Source organism: Streptococcus mitis SK564, from assembly GCF_000148525.1.
Classification (GTDB): Bacteria; Bacillota; Bacilli; order Lactobacillales; family Streptococcaceae; genus Streptococcus; species Streptococcus mitis_H.
In genome coordinates this window covers 75,506-97,266 of the sequence record NZ_AEDU01000019.1, presented here as the reverse complement: position 1 = coordinate 97,266, position 21,761 = coordinate 75,506, and the positions used below count along the sequence as shown (strand labels likewise).

Below are 21,761 nucleotides of genomic sequence, written 5' to 3'. Positions count from 1 at the left end.
GGCCCCATCCCTATCAATCGGTGCTGTAGCTCTAACGCTATTTCTTGAGAATCCAGACTTCATTCCTTCAGAATAGACAGTATCTGTCCCTCTATGGACATAAGCAACCACTACTCTTACCGATTCTTCTCCAATTTTTTGATCTCGGTAGTCAGACGGAACAAAGTGAAAAGTTCCAGATGTAGAGATACGTGTCTTTGCTATAGTATGATATCCCTGAGCCTCATTGTTAAAGCTATAAGGATTAGTCGAACCACCACGTACTAAATAAGCCATCAAGTCAGCATCACCTGGTAAACGAGAAGGCTCTGCATTTACACCAAGTCGTCCCGAAATTATCGGCTTAGTCTCGGCTTTACCTTCTAACTCCTTAGTAGTTGTTGTAATTTCCGCATCAGGTAATGGTCTAGCAATAGTTAGTATATTCTGATTTGTATTTCCTGAACTATCTGTTGCGACAACCGTTATATTAGTGTAACCATGCCTATCGGCTGGCACTCTTCCTACTAAATCTACATATGCCAATTCATTTGTAACAGTTAATCCTGTTGCTCTTAATCCCGTACCCTCTAGACCTGTTACTTCAATTTTTCTAATATTCTTGCCGCTGAAAGATTTGACAGTTATTCGGAGGTTATTCCCTACACTTTCACCTGTAAGTAATGTTCTTACGGTCTCATCACTGTACACTGGCTTCCTAGTAGTCCCCTTACCGAATCCTATTTTCAAGGAATTGTCAGTAGCTCTCTCTTTCCTAGATTTAGGAATGTCGCTACTACTTTTTTCAACACCATTCTTTAATTGGACTGACTTTTTATACTCCTCAAGTGCAGCATTAAAGACCTCCTGATTGACAAGCCCATTTTCTGATTGCCCCAATGCTTCGTTGAGTTTATCGTAGGCTTCCTTGAGTTTTTGGACTTGTTCTGGATTTTCAGTGCTGATCTTCAGTTCTTGGAGGAGAGTATGGATTTTTTCTGATAAAGGATAGCTCCCCTGACCATTTGTGTAGTCTGTAACTTCCTCCGTCGTTTCTTTGATTTCTTGATTTTCTGCTGGTGCTAGCATTGCAGGAGGGGTTAGTTGTCCTCTGCGACCTCGCCCCCGTCTGGGAGTTGGGCTTACTTCACTTGTAGTCGCGCTCCCTCCTTCCCCAAGCTGAGCTGGGGATGTGAGTCCACCAGCCAAAGCCTTGTTAACCTCCTCAGTCAAGGCTTTCATGACTTGAACCTGGGCATTAACCTCCTCTTGACTGGAGTTTGGATTATCAAGAACAGCTTTAGCTCTTGCTAGACTTTCCTCTACACGAGCATGAAGTTCTTTCATAGAATCCAGAGTCAGATTGGCAAGTAAAGCTTGTAGACTAGTTTGAGCAGATTGGGCAAGCGACTTATCTACAACTATACTGATTGCCTCTGCTTGATTCTCTTTCTTACCTTCTTCGCTATCTTTTACTAGAGACTTGTTTTTATCTGAACTTTCTTGATTGCCTTGGGTAGAAGACTCTAGCTGGTTGGGATTTTTACCAGAAGTTTTTTCGCTTAAAGCCTCAGCCCCATCCGAGGAAGAACTTATAACATCACTGGTTCTAGCCACTTCGCTCTCTGTAGCTGGAGAAATATCAGGCGTTTGCGCCTGTACTGTCCCATTGGCAAAAAACATCAGCGCCGCAACGGCAACGCTGGCAGCACCAAAGTGGTACTTCCTTATTGAATAACGGAAAATTTTCTCTCCATTACCATCATTCTTTTTCTTGAACATAAGTGAATCCTTTCCTTGCCTGAGAGCTTCCCTGAGCTTAGAAAGCGCGCAAAAAGCCGACAGACGATAATATATCAACTCTATACTAACACTTCTGACATACAAATCAACCCCCTCGCTGATAGTATAGAGTCAGAAAATGCAAGAAAAAAGCGGCATTATATATATATATATGCACGGGGGTATAAAACCTTTTGGTACAGCCTATTTTTTAACAAAGATACAATAGTTATACTACATTTATATATGTACAACATCCTCTGCACCATTGTTACGATATTATTACATTTTAATTACACACACATTTCGAAATATATGATAGAAACCTGAGTATTTTATAGTAATTCCCTTCCTATCAATTAGTTCAACAGTTGAGTGTTACACCCTATCCTCATCAAAGGACTATGATCAACATTTCCTAGCCGCTAGGACGCTCCAAATCACCTATTCTAAGTCCATCACTAGCTTGGTCAGTAAGATACCTACGGCAAGGCGACGCTGACAGGGCTGATGAGATTTTGGAAGAGTATAAAAACCACCTGAAACAAATCAAGTAACTAGAGGGTAAAAACAAAGACTGGGCAAAAACAAAGACTGGGCAAAAAGTTTTGAAAAGCAAAAAACTCATAATATCAGGTCTTGAAAAACCTTGATACTATACGTTTGATTGTGGGCAGATTGACTTCACTTTCTCCTGAAATTGAAGTTTTGCCTAGTTTCCAGTGATAGACAAATTCAATATAGCTATCTGGCTACAATTATTTTAACCATCCAGAAAATTTTTCAGAATTTCAAAAATTTCATTTTGATCCAATGAAATGTCATCATTTTGAGGAATAGTTGACTTCACAGGCTCTAATTCTATCACAAAACGGTGCATGTCTGCTTTTACTGCACTACTTGATGTTATAGCCGATAACTTTTCATCTCCTAGCAAGGAAGCTGTCAAACGGGTAATGTCATTCAAATGTTTTTTAATGGACTTACTCAAACCTTGAGCACCTGTAGCAGAACGCTCTCTCATATCCAGCCAAGCTTTAGCCTTAAAAATAATCAAACCACGATTACTCAATACCGAATACCCCTGAATGGTATCTTTTTCATGCACCAATATATTATAATAATCTTCATCCAATAATAAGGCTGATAAACTAGCATCTTGGTCAAAATGTAAGGGAATTTCTCGACCATCCTTCTTTAATGGATATTGTGGTAAGATACTAAATAGTTCAATCATAGAAGGAAACTCAGGTTTAGTTGTTGTAAATCGAAAAAGCTGCGCTTTCTCATCTTTCTGACTTCCTTGATACTCTCCCAATTCTAAAAAATGATTCAAGGTATTATAAAATTCCTTATTTTTTAGTTCATCAATGATGACCATATCATAATCTTTTGTTGTGCGACTTTTAAATCCTTGCGAATCCAATACAATAGAGGTAGCAGTTCCCCCAATCAGAACATAATAGTCCTTAAAATCCGCAAACATTTCTTGAAAAATAGCTTTCGTATTAGCTGGCATCATCTTCTCCCAGATACTGTAATATCATATTTTCTAGTACTTCACTCTCTTCCTCTATACGTGGATCACCATCATCTTTTAAGGTCAAATAAAGAGAAATCGGATCTACAAATTGTTTATCATGATTATTTTTAAAATCATTCCAAAACTCAGATACAAAAGGACGATATTTCCATATCTCTAGCATCTTTCCTTTTAAAACATGCTGAGAAAGTGGCAAGGATAACTGATTGAATTTTCTCTGCCATATGACATAGCTAGTATTTTCATCCGTTTCAGCTAAAAAAGTTGAATGCGATAAAGCATAAGTACCACCATATAGAAGGTTAGAAACAGATTTTATCTGCTTTATATCGCCATCTGGCAATAAAATCCGTTTTTTGATGGGATTAAATAAACATGACACGGATTTTAAGAATAATTCTTTCTTTGACACCGTATATGTGTAAATCTTATTTTGCTTGTTTAACCAATCTAAAGTTTTAAAAGTCCTCAAACACCTATAAATTGTTGAGTTTGGAAGTCCAGTGACTTGTGAAAGCAAATCAACATCTACTACTTTTTGATCTTTTGTCAATAAAAAGGCAATCCATGTTAATTGTTCGCTAGGTGTTAATTCCTTAGGGACTTCAGTATCATCCGCACTCAGTACTAGTCCCAATGGAGGGAAGAAGAGGTTTCCCTTGAAGTCGACAAAAGGGATTCTAGCTTGAAGTAATTGCTTTTTTTCGCCGTCTGATAACTTTGAAAACACCAAAACAACATTCATATTGGCTTTCTTACCCATAGTGCGAGCCTGAGTAACAAATGAACTCAAACTCCCCCTTCTCTTTTCTTTAATCAATAAAAATGATTCCTTATGAAAAGTCAGTTGAGTGTACTCAAACCTTTTTACAAAACTGATTGGTAAAGTCAAAGTCAGTTCCTCAATACTGACATCAACATAAAAGGATTGAAAAATCGACATTATCTTTTTGACATTCATGGCGTTCCCTTATTCTATCATTTTTATTACATTTTATCATTCAGTATGATAAAATACAAGTTTTTTGATAAAATAACCAAAAACTACTCGCTATCCCCTCTCACATCACCCTACATATCGTTTAACATAAGACTGATAGTTCAGGGGAAACCTCAAGGAGAACTTTTCTCTCATCCACTATGCAGGACTTACTATTTCATTTCTACTCCTATAGGCTCAATTTGACACTTTTCTTCTTCGAATTGCTCATATTCCTCCTGAATAGTGAGTTCGATTTATCCAAATTTATTTTTGTCTATTTTGATGAACACTTCCACGAAGATAGTCTGAAAATGAATTTGCACCAATTTTTCTTCTCTTTTTAAGCATATTATTCCAGATATGATTGCCCTCTTGTTCAGTAATAAATTGCTCTTGAAACGCTTCAACCAGTATATCTCCTGTTGTCATATGTTCTAAAGAAAATTCTTCTACATATGGTTTAACATCTCTTAGGTTATTACTTCCTAATATCCCATTATGCTTTTTCGCTAAGGAAATAGAAGCCGCTTCTCCCTTACCAATAACCTTGTTACTATCATGATTTCTTGTTAAATTTCTATATAATTCGTATTCTTCAGTTCCAATGTCTATGCTCACAATCTCAGCCGAACCCTTAGCTACCAACTGGTCTATCCTAGATTTTAAATGGGGGATTGTAGGTATATTGATTTCATCATACACCTCTTGTGGAATAACAATTTTACCCGAATAGAGCTTTTCTAAAAGATATTCAGTGCCAACCCATAAAAATGCTGAAATACAATCTGTATCAATAAATACACGACTAGTCAAACGACAACTCCCCCTCTTCATCTAGCCCATATACAATATCATATCTGAAAGCATCTAGTAGCAGTTCCTCATACTTCCCTTGCGAAATTCTGTTATTTTCTAAAAGTTGTTCAGTCGATTTAATATAGTGTCCTAATACCATTTCCTTTTTACTTTCTGACAAAGGACGATATAAACTTGTATCATAGCCTAATCTTGAAGCTGTCTCTATAACACTAATATCCATATTTTTAATTTCTTCTGCGTCAAGGTATCCATCATTCCTCAATCTATATAACATAGCTTTATGACTGATACCATAAAACTGACCTAATTTTATAATATCTTCTACTTCAAGATGAGTTCTATTGGCATTTTCTCTTATTTCCTCAACCATCCTATACAGTGAAGATGGGGAAATTAAAAAATAAGAAGCAAACTGATCCGCTTTTCTTTCAGTTTCATCTCCTTCACCAATCAAAATAAAACTGACTGAACTCTTCTTCACCTCATCATAATAAAGATGATACAGTTCATGTGCTAAAGAAAATCTTTGCCTTCCTAATGACATGTCTGAATTGATTACAATGAGACTTGACTGAGTTCCTTTATAACAGACTCCGCTAATATTCTTTCCGAGTCCATAAAATACCAGCGTCAAATTTTCTATCTTTTGTACCAATTTAAAAATATCTATCGGCGCTTCACCATCAGCTCCCAACTTTTTTCTAAGATTTGAAGCTTTATTACTTAAATCCATTTTATCAATCATTTATTTTGTCTCCAATAGCTGATCTATCTCAAATTGATTCAATACAATTTTATTGATTTTCGCTAAAACTTTAAGATCTTGGTCTACTATTTTATTTTTTCTAAACGATATGACACACTGTTGTTCAGCTTGTTCGCCAAACAAAAGATATTCAACCGTACAACAAAATAGGGCAGATAGTTTCTCAATAACATCCGACGTGATATTCCTTTCACCTTTTTCCATTTTGGCAATCATGCTTTGATTCAAAGACAAATATTCAGCAATCTTATCTTGAGTAAGATTTGAAGATATTCTAAGTTCTTTTATTCTTTTTCCAACATCACATACATTTATCATATTCATACACCTCTCATAAAAAGAATAGCACACTCTTGTCATAAAGTCAATTTTTAAAATAAAAAAATTATGACAAAACAAGAAAGCAATTTATTGGTGCTGCTTAAAAATCCAAAATTGATGATATTAAACCTATTTGATGAGTTCCTATCAAAAATCGTATCTTCAACCTCAAAACAGTACTTAAAGCTATCCGACTCGGTTTACATTGTCAAATTTATACTCAATGAAAATCAAAGAGCAAACTAGGAAACTAGCCGCAGGCTGCTAAAAACACTGTTTTGAGGTTGTAGATAAGACTGACGAAGTCAGCTCAAAACACTGTTTTGAGGTTGCAGATGGAAGCTGACCTGGTTGATGAGATTTTCAAAGAGTATTAGACTTTATTTGAGAATAACTTTATAGTTTGATTTTTATTTAATATAGTAGCAAAAATTGAAGTAAATATCTCCATCAGAAAACGCATACTATTAAGGCTTTTCAAGACCTAATAATATGCGCTGTTCTGATTTGAAAGACATTCCATTATTATTTTACTGTTATCAAGCCTTCAGGCTCGACTGTAAATTCTGGTTTTTCTGCTATCGTACCATCTTCTTTAAGGTAATACCATCCATCATTTGATTTGACAAAGGCATTGGAAACCATGTCCCCATTTTGACTATCAAGATAGTACCAAGTCTCCTTGTATTTAATCCAGCCTGTTTTCATAGCACCTTCTCCATCGAAATAGTACCACTTCTCAGCGATTTTCTTCCAGCCTGTAGCCATTTCGCCTGACTGATCAAACCAGTACCAGTTGCCGTCTATGTGCTTCTTCCAACGGTCTGCAAGCATATATCCTGAACCGTCAAAGTAATACCAAGTACCATTTACTTTCTCAAACTTATCTTTTGGATAAGAACCGTCTGAGTGTACATACCAGGTGCCAGTATCGTTCTGTTGCCATCCTGCTTCAATCGTCAAGCCGTTTTCAATATCCTGCTTAAACTTCTCACGGCTAATACCCCATTTGGCAAGATAAGGATAGGGGTCAATGTGATCTGAGTTATTATCGGGTTGGTTATTGGTGCAGTATTCGTGTGTCTTGATACCTGCTAAATCAGCAGTATCAAGCGTTTTAGGTATCCCAGCCTCGTCTGCTAGATTGCGCAAGAGTTCGATATAGAGGCGATAGTCAATCAGAAACTCTTCTTTTGATTCATGACTTTCAATCAGTTCAACTTGTGCATAACCTTCTGCATTCCAACCGCCCCCAACGTCCCAGGCACCATTATCAACAGGTCCTACCTGCATAACACGACCATTACCGACTACGTGAGAAAAGAAGCCCAATTCAGGATCTTTTCTGTAATGGTAGTCAGCCTCATTTTGCACCGTTGAGTTACGGTTGCCTGTGGAATGAGCATGGACTTGCCTATATGGTTGCACGCCGACTTGAGGCAAATCTGTTCTTAATTTACTCACATCAATTTCCATATTCTACTCCTTATCAATTAAGACAACTTATTTTTTACAATCCAGAACCAGAAACTCCTTTATTTCTACCTTACAAAGAAGACAATCCTAGTCACGATTAGGCTTGTAGATAGAACTTCAAAACGCACTATTTTGACACTGTAAATAGGACTGACAAGGTCTGCATTCTATCTACAATAACACCCCAGACTAAAAAGCTTTTCAAAAGTATATTTTTACAGTCTCTATATGTCCTTTTCATAAATACTATACTTTATTATATCATATAAAAGAAGTCAAAAGTCTGTTAAACTGTTTTCAAGACCAAACTAAAGATGACAGCACAAGTTTTTTCGATTTTCACTAGAGGAAATGGATTTTATTCAGCAAATCGAGCTAGGATGCTACTTTATCTGCCAAGATTTCCTTGCCTTCTTTTATCAAGGGGTGACGGAATAATGAGAAGTACAGTTGAACTGTCATGGCAACCCAGATTAGAGGTTCGCAAAGAATAACTCCTCTATAGCCTGCCCAAGGGATAATCAAGACCACAAAAGCGATTTTCCCGATTAGTTCTATAAAGCTGGAAACTAGAGGAAGGACTTTCTGCCCCAAGCCCTGCAAACAATTGCGATAAATCAGTAAGAGACTCAAAATAGGATAAAAAGCTGAGCTGATTTGCAGATAGAGACTTCCATTTTCTATCAAGTAAGCATCTGTCGAACTAGCCAAGAAAGAAACCAAGGCTGGACTGGCAAAAAAGAGGAAGACACAAACAAACACTGCCCAGGACATACTTAAACGACTGCCGATTCGAAGACCTTGAACAATGCGGTCTGGTCGCTTAGCCCCAAGATTCTGAGAGGCAAAGGTCGTCATTGATGCAGAAATAGCGGTCATGGGAAGAAGGGCGAAGGCCATAATGCGGCGAGCCGCCGTCTGGGCACTAATAATTACAGCACCAAAGGTATTAACAGAAGACTGTAAAATCACACTGCCGATGGACACAATTGAACTCATCAAGCCCATAGCCAAACCTTGCTCCAAGAGATCCGCGTATAAGTCCTTGTCCCATTTGAAATGCTTGAGTTGAGGCAAAAGTTCTGGCACACTCTTACGGATATAATAAAAACAGAGAACCGCTGATAAGCCTTGCGAAATGATGGTAGCTAGCCCCGCGGATTGAACTCCCAGATGCAATTGCGTAATAAAATAGAGATCCAGAGCTACATTGACCAAGGCAGAAAAAATCAAAAATCCAAGGGCAGCTAGACTGTCCCCAATAGACCGCAACAAGCCTGCAAAAAGATTATAGGCAAAACTGACACCAACACAGGTCACAATCATAGAAATATATTGATAGGATTGGGGAAGAATTTCTGCAGGGGTATCTAGGTATTGCAAGAGAGGATACAATCCAAGAAAGCCCAGCAGCATCACTACAACACTCAAAAGAGCACCTAAGATCCAGGTTGCTGCTACTGCTTCCTTGATTTTAGTGAAATTCCGAGCTCCATAATAACGGGCAATGACAATTCCCATGCCATTGCCAACACCAAGAGTAAAACCTACAATCAAGTCAAAAATCGCTGTCGTCGCTCCTACTGCAGCCAAGGATTCTTGACCAAGAAATCGTCCAACAATCAAGACATCAGCAGTATTATAGAGTTGCTGAAAAATATTAGACAGCAAGATTGGAAAGGCGAAACTTAAGAGCGAGGGAAGAATCGGACCATGAATCAGATCCACTGTTCGTTTTTTATTCATAAGGCTATTATATCAACTTTCTAGTGGAGCGACAAGAAACAGCAAACTATAGGCAATCTGAATTCTTGAACAAAGAATCGAAAAAGCAGTGGATTTCTCCACTACTTTGACAGCTTATTCTTCAATTTCGATTTCAAGCTCATCGCCTAGGTCAAGAGTTACTTCTTCATTCACAGAGTCTACTTGAGCTGCTTCATCTTTTTTGTTTTCAGTATCTTGTTCTGACGCTTCCTCTCCATCAATCAAGCCAAATTTAGAACGGACTTGCTTATCAATTTCATCAAAGATTTCTGGGTGCTCTGCCAAGTATTTCTTAGCATTTTCAGAACCTTGCCCAATTTTTTCATCTTTGTAAGAATACCAAGCCCCTGCTTTTTTGATAATATCCAAGTCGCTTGCAATCTTCAAGAGTTCACCAGTCTTAGAAATTCCTTCTCCGTACATAATTTCAACTACGGCTTCCTTAAACGGTGGAGCTACCTTGTTTTTTACAACCTTAATCTTAGTTTCTTTACCAACATTGGTTTCTTTTTGGTCACCAGTTCCCTTAATTTGTGTATTGCCACGAACATCCAAACGCACTGAAGCATAGAATTTCAGAGCACGTCCACCAGGAGTTGTTTCTGGATTTCCAAACATCACTCCAACTTTTTCACGCAATTGGTTGATAAAGATGGCAATTGTTTTGGTTTTATTAATAGAAGCACCAAGTTTACGCATGGCCTGGCTCATCATACGAGCCTGCAAACCAACGTGGCTATCTCCGATATCTCCATCAATTTCCGCACGAGGTACAAGGGCCGCAACTGAGTCGACCACGACAAGATCTACAGCACCTGAATCAATCAATTTCCCTGCAATCTCAAGACCTTGCTCTCCCGAGTCTGGTTGAGACAAGAGCAATTCGTCAATGTTGACCCCAAGGGCCGCAGCATAAGCTGGATCGAGGGCATGTTCCGCATCGATAAAGGCTGCAATCCCACCTTCTTTTTGCGCTTGCGCAACTGCATGAAGGGCAACCGTTGTCTTACCAGATGACTCTGGCCCATAGATTTCGATGATACGTCCCTTAGGATAACCACCTGAACCAAGGGCAATGTCAAGAGCTAAAGAACCTGAGCTCATCACTTGCACCTTTTGCTCCGCACGTTCCCCCAAACGCATGATTGAACCCTTACCAAAATCTTTCTCAATCAATTTAAGAGCGTCATTCAAGGCTTTTTCACGTTCTGCCCCGAATTTTTTTGAAATTTCATCTAATTTTTTTGGTTTTTTCGCCATTCTATTCTCCTACATTCTAATGGTCCTCAGACCTATCTACTATTATATCAAAAGTTAGTCACTTAATAAAGCCTTGCGAACTAGGTTAAAGGCATGCATAACCGCAATGTGACGCACATCTGCTCGACTTCTGCCTCCAATATTAACCTTGATAACTTCAGTTCCATGCTCTTGAGCCAAGCCTATGAAGACTGTCCCAGCTGGATGTCCTTCTAGGCTATCTGGCCCTGCCACTCCAGTCAAACTCATTCCAAAATCAGACTGGGTCTTGATTCGTGCCTGCTCAGCCATCTTCTGAGCTGTAAATGCAGACACCACACCATGTTCTTCCAAATCCTTGGCAGGAATATCCAACATCTTTGATTTTTCCTCCAAGCTATAGGTTACAAAACCACCCTTAAATATACTTGAAGCTCCTGAAAAATCCGCTACCCTAGCTTGGAAAAGCCCTGCCGTCAAACTCTCTGCAGCCGTGATAGTTTTCCCTTGCCTTTTCAGCTTTTCTACCACAATGCTGGCTAAACTAGTCTCTTCCCCATAACCATAACAAAGTTCTCGTAAAGAAAGGCCTTCAAAAGTTTGGCAATTCAAGATTTGGTTTTCTAAGATATCCAGCGCTTGATTCGCCTCTTCTTGACTGCTAGCTTTTGTTGACAGACGCAGAGTGACTTCTCCTGTCTTGGCATAAGGGGCCAAGGTCGGATCGGTTTGATTATCAATTAAATCAGCCAAAATGGTCACCAACTGACTTTCGCCAATTCCAAAGAAACGAAGAACTCGGGAATACAGCTTGCTCCCTGTCATCAACTTGGGTAGAAGTTGGTTTAAGACCATGGGTTTCAATTCACTTGGTGGACCTGGAAGGACAACGTAGGTCACTCCATCGACTTCCAATATTCCTCCCACAGCCAGTCCTGTTTCGTTTGGCAGTGGAGTCGCACCTTCTACAATTTGAGCTTGTCTTTCATTATTCGGTGTTCGGGCATAGTCTGGTCTCTGGGCGAAAAATACATCTAACTTTTCTTGTGCCTGAGGATCGAAGACTAATTCCTTCCCTAAAAATTTAGCCAGAGTTTGTTTTGTCAAATCGTCCTCAGTCGGCCCTAAACCACCTGTCAAAATCACCAGACTGCTACGTTGACTGGCAATCTCAAGCAGGGATAATAGACGAGCTTCATTGTCTCCTACAGCCGTCTGAAAATAAACATCCACCCCAATCTCTGCTAGTTTTTCCGACAAAAACTGAGCATTGGTATTGACAATCTGCCCTGTCAAAATCTCTGTTCCAACAGCAATGATTTCTGCTTTCATGTTTCCTCCTACCTATCTATTCGTATTTTTTTGAAAAAATCGCAGGAAATTTCCCACGATTAATTTTTTATTTGTATCAAGAAAGTTAATTGTCTTCGTCACCAACAGGTGTTCGTCCAAATAAATCTTCAAATAAGACAACATTTGTTTCAAGCTGAGTGACTTCTTCTTGTCCCAAAGAACGTCTCAAAAGATTCTGCATTTCCAACATATGGCTTCTCGTAACAATTTGATAAGAAACGCCTTGTAGCATCTCCCCTTCACCCTTCAACTGTTGTGTTTCAATGGTTTTAAATGAATCTTTATAGCCTAGCAAGTTAGGGATACTTTTTGCAGACAAATCAATATTGGTCTGCATATTAGTACTTAGGGCTTTTAAGATAGACTGGTAGTGACTGACACTATTCAAACTAAGAACTTTTTCAACAACTTTTTGAATGACTTCACGCTGACGCTTCTGACGTCCGTAGTCTCCTTCTGGGTCTTGATAACGCATGCGTGAATAAACAAGCGCTTCTTCTCCATTTATTGTCTGCTCTCCAACACCGATAGAAATGGTGTTAAATTCTTCTTGGTCACTGATAGAGATCGGGAAACCTAGTGTATTATTGACCGTAATACCTCCCACTGCATCGACTAATTGTTGTAATCCTTGCATATTAACCATAATGTAGCGATCGATATGGATATTCATCATCTTTTGAATTGTTTCTATAGCAAGTTCTGCACCACCACCAGCATAGGCAGCGTTTAACTTCGCTTCTTCAATACTACCATCTTTATGTTGAATTTTAGTCAGGATATCACGCTCCAAACTCAACATCATGGTCTTCTTAGTATGTGGATTGACAGTCAAGAGAATCATGGAATCACTATTTCCAGCCCACTGATCTGTACGCTCTACATTCCCAGTATCAACCCCCATTAACAGAATGGTCAAAGGCTCTGTTGCTTCAATAACCTTGGTTTCTTCTCCGATTTTTTTATAGGTCTTTGATAAGGTTTGTGTGCCTTGCTGATAAATAGTATAAGCAAAAACACCGACACCCAAAACTGTCACAGCTAGAAAAGCTAGCACCATTCCAATAATTTTTTTAATCATATTTCTATCAATCTATCAGTCTACCCATCAGGTAAACATCTATAAATTTCCCTTCTTCTATGTACGCACCGCGCTCTTGTCTACCTTCAATTACAAAGCCATGCTTTTGATATAAATGAACTGCGCCCTGATTGCGAGTTTGGACAGTTAGTTGAAGTCGACGAAGAATGCCACTAGCCTGCGCCCATTCTACGACTTCTTCAAGTAACAAACTTCCTAGTCCATTATTCCAATACTTCTTACCAATCACAATAAAGAGATCTCCAATATGACGAACTCTCTTGCGTTGATCAGCTGTGATATTCACAAGACCAGCAATTTCATCATTCAGCAAGGCCAGTAAAGTGATTTGATTTTCAGAGTGAGCCTGTTTATCCAAAAACAACTCCATCTCAGTATCTGTCATCAAAATGCCATTCCTGTCCAGACTGGTAAAATCTGTTTCTACACTGACACGATTTAAAAATGATACTAATTCAGCCGCATCTTCAACTTCTGCTTCCCTAATGAGCAACTCATACTCCATGTTGAAGCTCCTTTAAGAGTTTTTCTGCACGCAAACCCTTGGCTTTGAAGTTTAATCTGCGACCGTCTTCTTCTTTTAGAATTTCCAACTCTAAATAAGTATCTGGTAAGGCATCACCTAAAAGATTCCCCCACTCGATGACAGTCACCCCGCCACCAAAGAGAAACTCATCCAAATCGATAGAATCCGCATCTCCTTCAATACGATAAACATCTAGGTGATAAAGTGGCAGTCTGCCTTCATACTCTCTTACGATAGTATAGGTTGGACTTTTAATCATTTGAGAAATCTGTAAACCTTTAGCAAGTCCTTTTGTAAAGGTCGTTTTGCCTGCTCCAAGTTCTCCAGTTAAGATTAAAACATCATTCTTTTCTAATAGATGACCCAAACGCTCCCCTAAGGCTTGCAGCTCTTCTTCATTTTTTGTGTACATACTCTTATTATACCAAAAACTTTTCTTTTGTGTCTATTTTCCTGCTAAACTTACCATCATAACATCCACAAAAATAGGCTTGCTCTAAAAGAAAATGAGCGTAGCAATGACCAATACAAGATCTCGGAAAATATGACCATAAAAGGAAACTTCCTTTTTAACAGAATTTGGGACAAGATAGGCTGCAAAAAACAAACCCAGTCCAACATAAATCAGAAGTGAGACAATGGTCATTGGATTTCTTAAGAAAAGAAGTGTTGCTAAAATAGTCACCAATACTGTCTTTTTTCTGTCTAGCATAGCAAGAAAATCGCGCATGTATTTTTTCAAGGGTAAAAAAATCAACAAATCTAGCCCAAATAGAAAGAAAAAGGATGGCAATAAAAAATCAACTAATTCTTGCTGCAGCGTATTTTTGATGAACAAGTTATCTGACAAGACAAGAACAGCTCCTAACAAATTAATTAAGAGTAACATACTATAAAAAAGCTTCACCGACTTCTTACTGGCTAGGACACTATGGACTTCTTGCTTACGGGTATAAAGATAATTTACTCCAGCACAGATTACTGAAACGAAGACCATACTTCCGATGAAAAAAGCTGTACTTTGTTTAAAGGACAAGATGCATTCCTTCCATAGGAAACAGCTACTCAAACTGATTTGAATTAAAGCTAACAAAAATAAGATTCTCATTGATTTCATCTTTTCTCTCCCTTCCTACCAATCATTATACTAGGAGAAAAGAGAGAACTGTTTCTAATCTTCTCAAATGTCTCTTTTAGACGCTAAACAAACACCAGAGACTAATACTCAATGAAAATCAAAGAGCAAACTAGGAAGCTAGCCACAGGTTGCTCAAAACACTGCTTTGAGGTTGCAGATAGAGCTGACGTGGTTTGAAGAGATTTTCGAAGAATATAAACTTGAAATAAGGCTGATAGTATTCATTTCACTATCAGCCTTACAGGTTATTTAACGTTTCAGAAAAACTATAATGTCAAGATTAACTAAACAGTATCTAATTCCTTCAAATAATTTTCTATCTTCATCAACATTAAAGGATTGTTATAAATCTTACATAACTCTCTTGCTTCTATATAATAATTTTTGACTTGTTCTTTGTCTAGAAATTTGGCTCCAGCATTTCCTACAAGAATAAGTAGAGGAGCCAGTTGGTAGCTTGTCTGTCTTTGTTTACAGAGTTCAATCGTCTCAAGAGCTTCTTGGATGGCTTCGTTATATTTTTCCTTTGACACTAGGTAGTGAGCGTAATTGTAACGAACTCTGATGTAGCCAAATAAAAACTCTTGATGCTCAAAATTTTTTGTCTGATATAACTCCATTAAATGAGAGTAGTTTGCCTCATATTCTTGTTCACGACCCACTAAGGAATAGAAATTAGATAGAGTATTCAAGGCCTTTAAATAAATCAGAGTATTTGAAGAAACTTTTAATAATATATTTTCCAATGAAGAAATAGCCTCACACTTACTGTCATATTGATAGAAGTCAATAATAGCTTCAATCCATTCAAGGTAAGTTCGGTCTTCTAGTGTTAGAAAAGTACTTCGTTCAATCTCTATTCTATAAATATATTCCAAATTGTCATAATTTCTGTCATCTAATAGTCGAGCAGATAATTGCTTGAAATTAGAGAGGTTAGATTTAATTTCAATTTGTTCATTAAAAAAATAATCTAATGGCACTTCGAGTCGTTGGGAGAGTTTGAACAAAAGGTCTGCGGAGGGAATGAAATGTCCTCTCTCAATTTTACTAATCTGGCTTTGTTCACAAATTCCTTCTGCAAGAGTTTGTTGGGAGAGTCTCAACTCTTTTCTTTTCAATCTGAATTTCTCTGCGAGTGTATTCATTAAAGATAATAATCCTTCCTATTTGCTTAATTTCATTATAAAATTTTTAGTTCAAAATAGCAAGTTAAAGAAATAAATAATTCTTTATGGTAATAATAATAAAAAAAAGTTCAAAACAAAATAAAAATACTTGACTGAATAATATATATATGTTAAAATAAAAACAAGGAAACAGAAAGGGGTTTCACTGCATGAGAAAAAAACGTGGAATTAAAAAAATAGTTACATTTGCATTACTAGGTGTTTTTATGTTTAGTAATACAATTCCTTATCAATAGTTTATTCAGAAGAATAAACAATTGGTAAGGTTTATAACTTCTCCTCATCTGGTGTGTTAATTTAATATTGGAGGTATATATAAATGAAACTTTTGAAAAAAACTATGCAAGCTGGACTAACAGTAATTTTCTTTGGTTTGCTAGCTACGAATACAGTATTTGCAGATAACTCTGATGGATGGCAGTTTGTCCAAGAAAACGGTAGAACCTATTACAAAAAGGGGGACCTCAAAGAAACGGACTGGCGAGTGATTGATGGGAAGACCTATTATTTTGATTATAATGGCGAAATGGTTATTGGTTGGCAGTACATTCCAATGCCAGTTAAAGGATATACAATTGGTCCTTACCCTAATGGTATCAGATTAGAAGGTTCCCCAATGCCAGAATGGTACTACTTTGACGAAAATGGAGTGCTACAAGAGTTTGTTGGTTGGCAAGAATTAGAGCTAAAATATTCCTTAACCGTTGGGAAAAAACATGGTGAAGGCTGGGAAGGTCCCGAAGTTCTTAAATTAGCATACTACTACTTTGATCAAGATCATTATTTAAAGACAGGTTGGCTTTATGATCAATCTAACTGGTATTACCTAGCAAAAACAGGAAATTCTGGGAATAAGAATCTTGGTGGTGAAAGACGTGTAGGTTGGATAAATGATGGTTCAGCTTGGTACTATCTAGATTCAGAAACTGGTATCATGCAAACTGGTTGGAAGCAAATTGGCAATAAGTGGTACTACCTCCGTTCATCAGGTGCAATGGCAATTGGTTGGTATCAAGATGGTTCAACTTGGTATTATTTAGATAATAAAAATGGTGATATGAAGACAGGTTGGGTATATGTTGGTAACCGTTGGTACTACCTTCGTTCATCAGGAGCTATGACAACTGGTTGGTATCAAGATGGTTCAACATGGTATTACTTAGATAATAAAAATGGTGATATGAAGACAGGTTGGTTCCAGGTCAATGGCAAATGGTACTATGCTTATAGCTCAGGTGATTTGGCAGTGAATACCACTGTAGATGGCTATTCTGTCAATTATAATGGCGAATGGGTTCGGTAACGAATGCTAATCGTAACTGTAGTTGATACTTAACTTAGTAAAAAGAGCTTTTTTCTACCATTTGTCAACTCTATCAATTTTTAAGAATTAAATGAGTCAAGACAGTAGCTATTCAGTATGTTTATCTACTGTAGTAGGTTGAAGAAAAGCTAAGAATGAGAAAGGACGAAGTTAGTCCTTTCTTTTTTATGTGACTATACTTTCTATTCAAATGAGCTTTTAACCAATTGATTGAGCCAATCCACTCTTAAAACCAAAGAGCAATTTCTCGCTTAGCTGACTCTTCTGAATCTGAACCATGTACAACATTTTGAATAACTTGGTTTTCTCCAGCAGCTTTTGCAAAATCACCCCGAATTGTTCCTGGTAAAGCTTCTTCTGGACGAGTTGCCCCCATCATAGTTCGCCAAGTTGCGATTACTTTGGGACCAGAAATGATACCTACAAGGATTGGTCCCGAAGTCATAAATTCACGAATCGGTGGGTAAAAACTCTGACCAACCAAGTCCTGATAGTGCTGGTCAATCAACTCTTCTGAAACCTGTGAACGCAACTCCAATTTTTCGATTGTAAAGCCACGTTGTTCGATGCGTTTCAACACTTCACCCACTAGCCCTCTTTTTACACCGTCTGGTTTAATGATAAAAAATGTTTGTTCCATCCCCGTCTCCTTTGTCAGCTTCTTTCTTTTATTTTACCACATTTCATGGAAAAATGGAGAAAGTTTTCAGAAAAGAGAAAGAGAACCCGAAGGCTCTCTCATTCTCTTTTATTCTACTGTTTCTTCCACAGTTTCAACGGCAGTATCCACAACTACTTCTGTTGTTTCTTCATTCCCTTCTTCCTCTACTGGAGGATTAAGGTATTCTTCTTCGTTGATAGCATGTGGTTCAAGGTTACGGTAACGAGCCATACCAGTACCTGCTGGGATGATCTTACCGATGATAACATTTTCTTTAAGTCCAAGGAGATGGTCTTTCTTACCACGGATAGCCGCATCAGTAAGGACACGAGTTGTTTCCTGGAAGGAAGCCGCTGACAAGAAACTGTTTGTTTCAAGTGAGGCTTTGGTAATTCCCATAAGAACTGGGCGACCTGTCGCTGGAACTCCACCTGCGATAAGGACATCTTTGTTGGCATCTGTAAAGTCATTGATATCCATGAGGGTACCCATGAGAAGGTCTGTATCTCCTGGATCCATGACACGGACTTTACGGATCATTTGACGAACCATTACCTCGATGTGTTTGTCACCGATTTCTACCCCTTGGCTACGGTAAACTTTTTGTACTTCACCGAGAAGATAAGTTTCAACTGACAAGACATCACGAACTGCAAGGAGACGTTTTGGTTGGATAGAACCTTCTGTCAGAGCAGCACCACGCGCTACTTGGTCTCCAACTTCAACACGCATACGAGCTGTAAATGGAACGACGTACTCACCTTCGCCAGTTTCACCCTTAACAAAGACTTTCTTGGTACGAGTTGATGCATCTTCTTCGATAGCGGTAACTTGTCCTTTAACCTCTGTAATAACCGCTTCCCCTTTAGGATTGCGGGCTTCAAAGATTTCTTGGACACGAGGAAGACCCTGAGTGATATCGGTATTTGAGGCAACCCCACCCGTGTGGAAGGTACGCATTGTAAGCTGTGTACCAGGTTCCCCGATAGATTGGGCAGCGATTGTACCGACTGCTTCACCAACTTCAACCGCATCACCAGTCGCCAAGTTGATACCATAACAGTGACGGCAGACACCGTGACGAGTGTTACATGTAAATACGGAACGGATAGTCACTTCTTCCACACCAGCATTGACAATTTCACGCGCCTTGTCTTCTGTAATCAACTCATTTGGACCAATGATTACTGCACCAGTTTCAGGATGTTTAACAGTTTTCTTAGTGTAACGACCATTGAGACGCTCTTCGAGAGACTCGATCATCTCTTTTCCTTCTGCGATAGAACGGATCAGGAGACCACGGTCTGTTCCACAGTCATCCTCACGGATGATAACGTCTTGGGCAACGTCAACCAAACGACGAGTCAAGTAACCTGAGTCGGCTGTCTTAAGGGCCGTATCGGTCATACCTTTACGGGCACCGTGAGTTGAGAAGAACATTTCGAGTACTGACAAACCTTCACGGAAGTTTGAAAGGATTGGCAATTCCATGATACGTCCGTTCGGAGCCGCCATCAGACCACGCATACCGGCAAGCTGTGAGAAGTTTGAGATGTTACCACGGGCTCCAGAGTCCATCATCATAACGATTGGGTTCTTAGGATCTTGGTTGGCAATCAAACGTTTCTCCAATTTTTCACGGGCAGCACGCCATTCAGCTGTAACAGCATTGTAACGCTCGTCGTCTGTAATCATACCACGACGGAATTGTTTGGTGATTTGTTCTACACGTTTGTGTGATTCTTCAATGATTTCAGCCTTGTCATCAACGACTGGGATATCGGCAATACCCACTGTCAATCCTGCAAGAGTTGAGTGGTGGTAACCGAGGTTCTTCATACGGTCAAGTAGGGCAGAAGTTTCTGTCGTACGGAAACGTTTGAAGATTTCAGCGATGATATTTCCAAGATTTTTCTTCTTGAATGGAGGGTTAAGTTCAAGTTTACTGATTGCTTCCTTGATATCTCCACCAAGCGGCAAGAAGTATTTAGCTGGAACGCCTTCTGTCAAGTTGGCATTGTTTGGTTCTTGCAAGTATGGTAGACCCTCTGGCATGATGTCATTGAAGAGAATTTTACCAACTGTTGTAAGCAAGACCTTATGTTTTTGCTCTTCTGTCCATGGTTTGTTGAGGCTATCTGTTGCAATACCAACACGTGAATGGAGGTGAACATAACCATTACGGTAAGCCATAACCGCTTCGTCACGGTCCTTGAAGACCATTCCTTCACCTTCACGACCGGCTTCTTCCATGGTCAAGTAGTAGTTACCCAAAACCATGTCCTGAGATGGAGTAACAACTGGTTTACCATCTTTCGGGTTCAAGATGTGCTCAGCAGCGAGCATCAAGATACGAGCTTCTGCTTGGGCTTCTTCTGAAAGCGGTACGTGGATGGCCATTTGGTCCCCGTCAAAGTCGGCATTGTAGGCTTCACAGACAAGTGGGTGCAAGCGAAGGGCCTTACCATCAATCAAGACTGGCTCGAAGGCTTGGATACCCAAACGGTGAAGGGTCGGTGCGCGGTTCAAAAGCACTGGGTGTTCTTTGATCACTTCTTCAAGGATATCCCAGATACGCTCATCTCCGCGTTCCACCAAGCGTTTAGCCGCTTTGACGTTTTGCACGATATCACGGGCAACGATTTCACGCATCACGAATGGTTTAAAGAGTTCGATCGCCATTTCACGTGGCACACCACATTGGTACATCTTAAGAGTTGGACCAACGGCGATAACGGAACGTCCTGAGAAGTCAACACGTTTACCGAGCAAGTTTTGACGGAAGCGTCCTTGTTTACCTTTAAGCATGTGGCTCAATGATTTAAGAGGACGGCTACCTGGTCCTGTGATTGGACGACCACGACGACCATTGTCAATCAAAGCGTCAACCGCTTCTTGAAGCATACGCTTCTCATTTTGAACGATGATACCTGGTGCATTCAACTCAAGCAAACGAGCCAAACGGTTGTTACGGTTGATAACACGGCGGTAAAGGTCGTTCAAGTCAGATGAGGCAAAACGGCCACCATCCAACTGCAACATTGGACGAAGATCTGGTGGAATAACCGGAAGGATGTTAAGAATCATCCATTCAGGTTTGTTTCCAGACTTATAAAAGGCATCCAAAACATCCAAACGACGGATTGCTTTGACACGTTTTTGTCCAGTAGCTGTTTTCAACTCTTCTTTGAGTTCAGCAATTTCTTTTTCAAGATCTACTTGTTTCAAGAGGTCTTGGATGGCTTCGGCACCCATCTTGGCAACGAATGATCCATAACCATATTCACGCAAGCGCTCACGGTATTCGCGCTCTGTCATGATAGACTTGTGCTCAAGTGGTGTATCCTTAGGATCAATCACCACATAAGCCGCAAAGTAGATAACTTCCTCGAGGGCACGAGGGCTCATATCAAGGGTCAAGCCCATACGGCTTGGAATCCCCTTGAAGTACCAAATATGAGATACAGGAGCTTTCAACTCGATGTGCCCCATACGCTCACGACGAACTTTTGTACGCGTTACTTCAACCCCACAACGGTCACAAACAATTCCTCTGTAACGAATGCGTTTGTACTTACCACAAGCACATTCCCAGTCTTTTGTAGGACCAAAGATAACTTCATCAAAGAGTCCTTCACGTTCTGGTTTCAAGGTACGGTAATTGATTGTTTCAGGTTTTTTGACTTCTCCATAAGACCATGAACGGACTTTACTTGGAGAAGCTAGGGTGATTTGCATACTTTTAAAACGATTTACATCAACCACTATTTCTTCCCTTTCTATTCTAAGTGAA

The 21,761-nt window shown here is 39.2% G+C and carries 18 protein-coding genes and 2 pseudogenes; 2 read left to right on the top strand and 18 right to left on the bottom strand.

The features are described 5' to 3' along the window. The 16 genes and pseudogenes from SMSK564_RS13700 to SMSK564_RS09140 all read right to left on the bottom strand — a co-directional run. Positions 1-1,761 (bottom strand): YSIRK-type signal peptide-containing protein (locus SMSK564_RS13700; RefSeq protein ID WP_000473602.1); only part of this gene is annotated, 1,761 nt, incomplete at its 3' end. A 763-nt stretch (positions 1,762-2,524) separates the two neighbouring features. Next, a complete protein-coding gene (locus SMSK564_RS09205; RefSeq protein ID WP_004236774.1) occupies positions 2,525-2,785 on the bottom strand; it encodes a hypothetical protein in 261 nt (86 codons plus the stop codon). A 30-nt stretch (positions 2,786-2,815) separates the two neighbouring features. After that, a pseudogene (locus SMSK564_RS0102595) lies at positions 2,816-3,280 on the bottom strand (hypothetical protein); the annotation flags it as partial. After that, positions 3,270-4,265 (bottom strand): hypothetical protein, encoded by a 996-nt coding sequence (locus tag SMSK564_RS09200; RefSeq protein WP_001101191.1) that lies wholly within the window; start codon positions 4,263-4,265, stop codon positions 3,270-3,272. The gene SMSK564_RS09200 and the pseudogene SMSK564_RS0102595, both read right to left, overlap by 11 nt. 285 nt (positions 4,266-4,550) lie before the next feature. Then, on the bottom strand, positions 4,551-5,099 hold the full coding sequence (locus SMSK564_RS09195) for a PIN domain-containing protein (RefSeq protein ID WP_000204076.1): 549 nt from the start codon (positions 5,097-5,099) through the stop codon (positions 4,551-4,553). Then, positions 5,092-5,838, bottom strand: coding sequence for an ImmA/IrrE family metallo-endopeptidase (locus tag SMSK564_RS09190; RefSeq protein ID WP_309598780.1), 747 nt, complete (start codon positions 5,836-5,838; stop codon positions 5,092-5,094). The genes SMSK564_RS09195 and SMSK564_RS09190 overlap by 8 nt, the downstream gene beginning before the upstream one ends. 12 nt (positions 5,839-5,850) lie before the next feature. Further along, complete coding sequence (locus SMSK564_RS09185; RefSeq protein ID WP_001056000.1) at positions 5,851-6,195, bottom strand: helix-turn-helix domain-containing protein; 345 nt, start codon at positions 6,193-6,195, stop codon at positions 5,851-5,853. A gap of 522 nt (positions 6,196-6,717) precedes the next feature. Next, complete coding sequence (locus SMSK564_RS09180; protein ID WP_000401883.1) at positions 6,718-7,668, bottom strand: N-acetylmuramoyl-L-alanine amidase family protein; 951 nt, start codon at positions 7,666-7,668, stop codon at positions 6,718-6,720. Positions 7,669-8,043: 375 nt separating this feature from the next. Beyond that, positions 8,044-9,414 (bottom strand): MATE family efflux transporter, encoded by a 1,371-nt coding sequence (locus SMSK564_RS09175; RefSeq protein WP_001036260.1) that lies wholly within the window; start codon positions 9,412-9,414, stop codon positions 8,044-8,046. A 114-nt stretch (positions 9,415-9,528) separates the two neighbouring features. Beyond that, positions 9,529-10,695, bottom strand: a complete 1,167-nt coding sequence (gene recA / locus SMSK564_RS09170) for a recombinase RecA (protein WP_001085449.1) — start codon at positions 10,693-10,695, stop codon at positions 9,529-9,531. A 54-nt stretch (positions 10,696-10,749) separates the two neighbouring features. Beyond that, the gene (locus SMSK564_RS09165) at positions 10,750-12,006 is read right to left on the bottom strand and encodes a competence/damage-inducible protein A (protein WP_000642682.1); all 1,257 of its coding nucleotides are present in this window, start codon (positions 12,004-12,006) and stop codon (positions 10,750-10,752) included. Positions 12,007-12,091: 85 nt separating this feature from the next. Next, complete coding sequence (gene lytR, locus SMSK564_RS09160; protein WP_000591839.1) at positions 12,092-13,108, bottom strand: glycopolymer--peptidoglycan transferase LytR; 1,017 nt, start codon at positions 13,106-13,108, stop codon at positions 12,092-12,094. Positions 13,109-13,115: 7 nt separating this feature from the next. After that, a complete protein-coding gene (locus tag SMSK564_RS09155) occupies positions 13,116-13,634 on the bottom strand; it encodes a GNAT family N-acetyltransferase (protein WP_000455548.1) in 519 nt (172 codons plus the stop codon). Then, on the bottom strand, positions 13,624-14,067 hold the full coding sequence (gene tsaE / locus SMSK564_RS09150; RefSeq protein WP_000288240.1) for a tRNA (adenosine(37)-N6)-threonylcarbamoyltransferase complex ATPase subunit type 1 TsaE: 444 nt from the start codon (positions 14,065-14,067) through the stop codon (positions 13,624-13,626). The genes SMSK564_RS09155 and tsaE overlap by 11 nt, the downstream gene beginning before the upstream one ends. Positions 14,068-14,151: 84 nt before the next feature. Beyond that, a complete protein-coding gene (locus SMSK564_RS09145; protein WP_000839913.1) occupies positions 14,152-14,772 on the bottom strand; it encodes a hypothetical protein in 621 nt (206 codons plus the stop codon). A gap of 305 nt (positions 14,773-15,077) precedes the next feature. Then, positions 15,078-15,941 carry a helix-turn-helix domain-containing protein gene (locus SMSK564_RS09140; RefSeq protein WP_001093625.1) on the bottom strand — a complete coding sequence of 288 codons (864 nt, stop codon included), beginning with the start codon at positions 15,939-15,941 and terminating at the stop codon, positions 15,078-15,080. Between the two features lie 191 nt (positions 15,942-16,132). Between SMSK564_RS09140 and SMSK564_RS13695 the strand changes: the two are divergent. Both SMSK564_RS13695 and cbpJ read left to right on the top strand, forming a co-directional pair. Then, positions 16,133-16,216, top strand: a pseudogene (locus SMSK564_RS13695) (PhrA family quorum-sensing system peptide); the annotation flags it as partial. A gap of 86 nt (positions 16,217-16,302) precedes the next feature. Beyond that, positions 16,303-17,286: a choline-binding protein CbpJ gene (cbpJ, locus tag SMSK564_RS09130; RefSeq protein ID WP_000771125.1), complete on the top strand. Its 984-nt coding sequence runs from the start codon at positions 16,303-16,305 to the stop codon at positions 17,284-17,286. Between the two features lie 247 nt (positions 17,287-17,533). Here the strand turns inward: cbpJ and ndk are convergent, their stop codons facing one another. Next, entirely contained in the window at positions 17,534-17,947 is a 414-nt protein-coding gene (gene ndk, locus SMSK564_RS09125) for a nucleoside-diphosphate kinase (RefSeq protein WP_000438295.1), read from the bottom strand. A 108-nt stretch (positions 17,948-18,055) separates the two neighbouring features. Further along, entirely contained in the window at positions 18,056-21,733 is a 3,678-nt protein-coding gene (rpoC, locus tag SMSK564_RS09120) for a DNA-directed RNA polymerase subunit beta' (RefSeq protein ID WP_000228740.1), read from the bottom strand. Between the last annotated feature and the right edge of the window lie 28 nt (positions 21,734-21,761).

Coding starts and splice junctions, on each gene's coding strand:
- SMSK564_RS09205 (WP_004236774.1), bottom strand. CDS start 2,785: ATGAGAGAGCGTTCTGCTACAGGTGCTCAAGGTTTGAGTAAGTCCATT.
- SMSK564_RS09200 (WP_001101191.1), bottom strand. CDS start 4,265: ATGAATGTCAAAAAGATAATGTCGATTTTTCAATCCTTTTATGTTGAT.
- SMSK564_RS09190 (WP_309598780.1), bottom strand. CDS start 5,838: ATGGATTTAAGTAATAAAGCTTCAAATCTTAGAAAAAAGTTGGGAGCT.
- SMSK564_RS09185 (WP_001056000.1), bottom strand. CDS start 6,195: ATGAATATGATAAATGTATGTGATGTTGGAAAAAGAATAAAAGAACTT.
- SMSK564_RS09180 (WP_000401883.1), bottom strand. CDS start 7,668: ATGGAAATTGATGTGAGTAAATTAAGAACAGATTTGCCTCAAGTCGGC.
- SMSK564_RS09175 (WP_001036260.1), bottom strand. CDS start 9,414: ATGAATAAAAAACGAACAGTGGATCTGATTCATGGTCCGATTCTTCCC.
- recA (WP_001085449.1), bottom strand. CDS start 10,695: ATGGCGAAAAAACCAAAAAAATTAGATGAAATTTCAAAAAAATTCGGG.
- SMSK564_RS09165 (WP_000642682.1), bottom strand. CDS start 12,006: ATGAAAGCAGAAATCATTGCTGTTGGAACAGAGATTTTGACAGGGCAG.
- lytR (WP_000591839.1), bottom strand. CDS start 13,108: ATGATTAAAAAAATTATTGGAATGGTGCTAGCTTTTCTAGCTGTGACA.
- SMSK564_RS09155 (WP_000455548.1), bottom strand. CDS start 13,634: ATGGAGTATGAGTTGCTCATTAGGGAAGCAGAAGTTGAAGATGCGGCT.
- tsaE (WP_000288240.1), bottom strand. CDS start 14,067: ATGTACACAAAAAATGAAGAAGAGCTGCAAGCCTTAGGGGAGCGTTTG.
- SMSK564_RS09145 (WP_000839913.1), bottom strand. CDS start 14,772: ATGAAATCAATGAGAATCTTATTTTTGTTAGCTTTAATTCAAATCAGT.
- SMSK564_RS09140 (WP_001093625.1), bottom strand. CDS start 15,941: ATGAATACACTCGCAGAGAAATTCAGATTGAAAAGAAAAGAGTTGAGA.
- cbpJ (WP_000771125.1), top strand. CDS start 16,303: ATGAAACTTTTGAAAAAAACTATGCAAGCTGGACTAACAGTAATTTTC.
- ndk (WP_000438295.1), bottom strand. CDS start 17,947: ATGGAACAAACATTTTTTATCATTAAACCAGACGGTGTAAAAAGAGGG.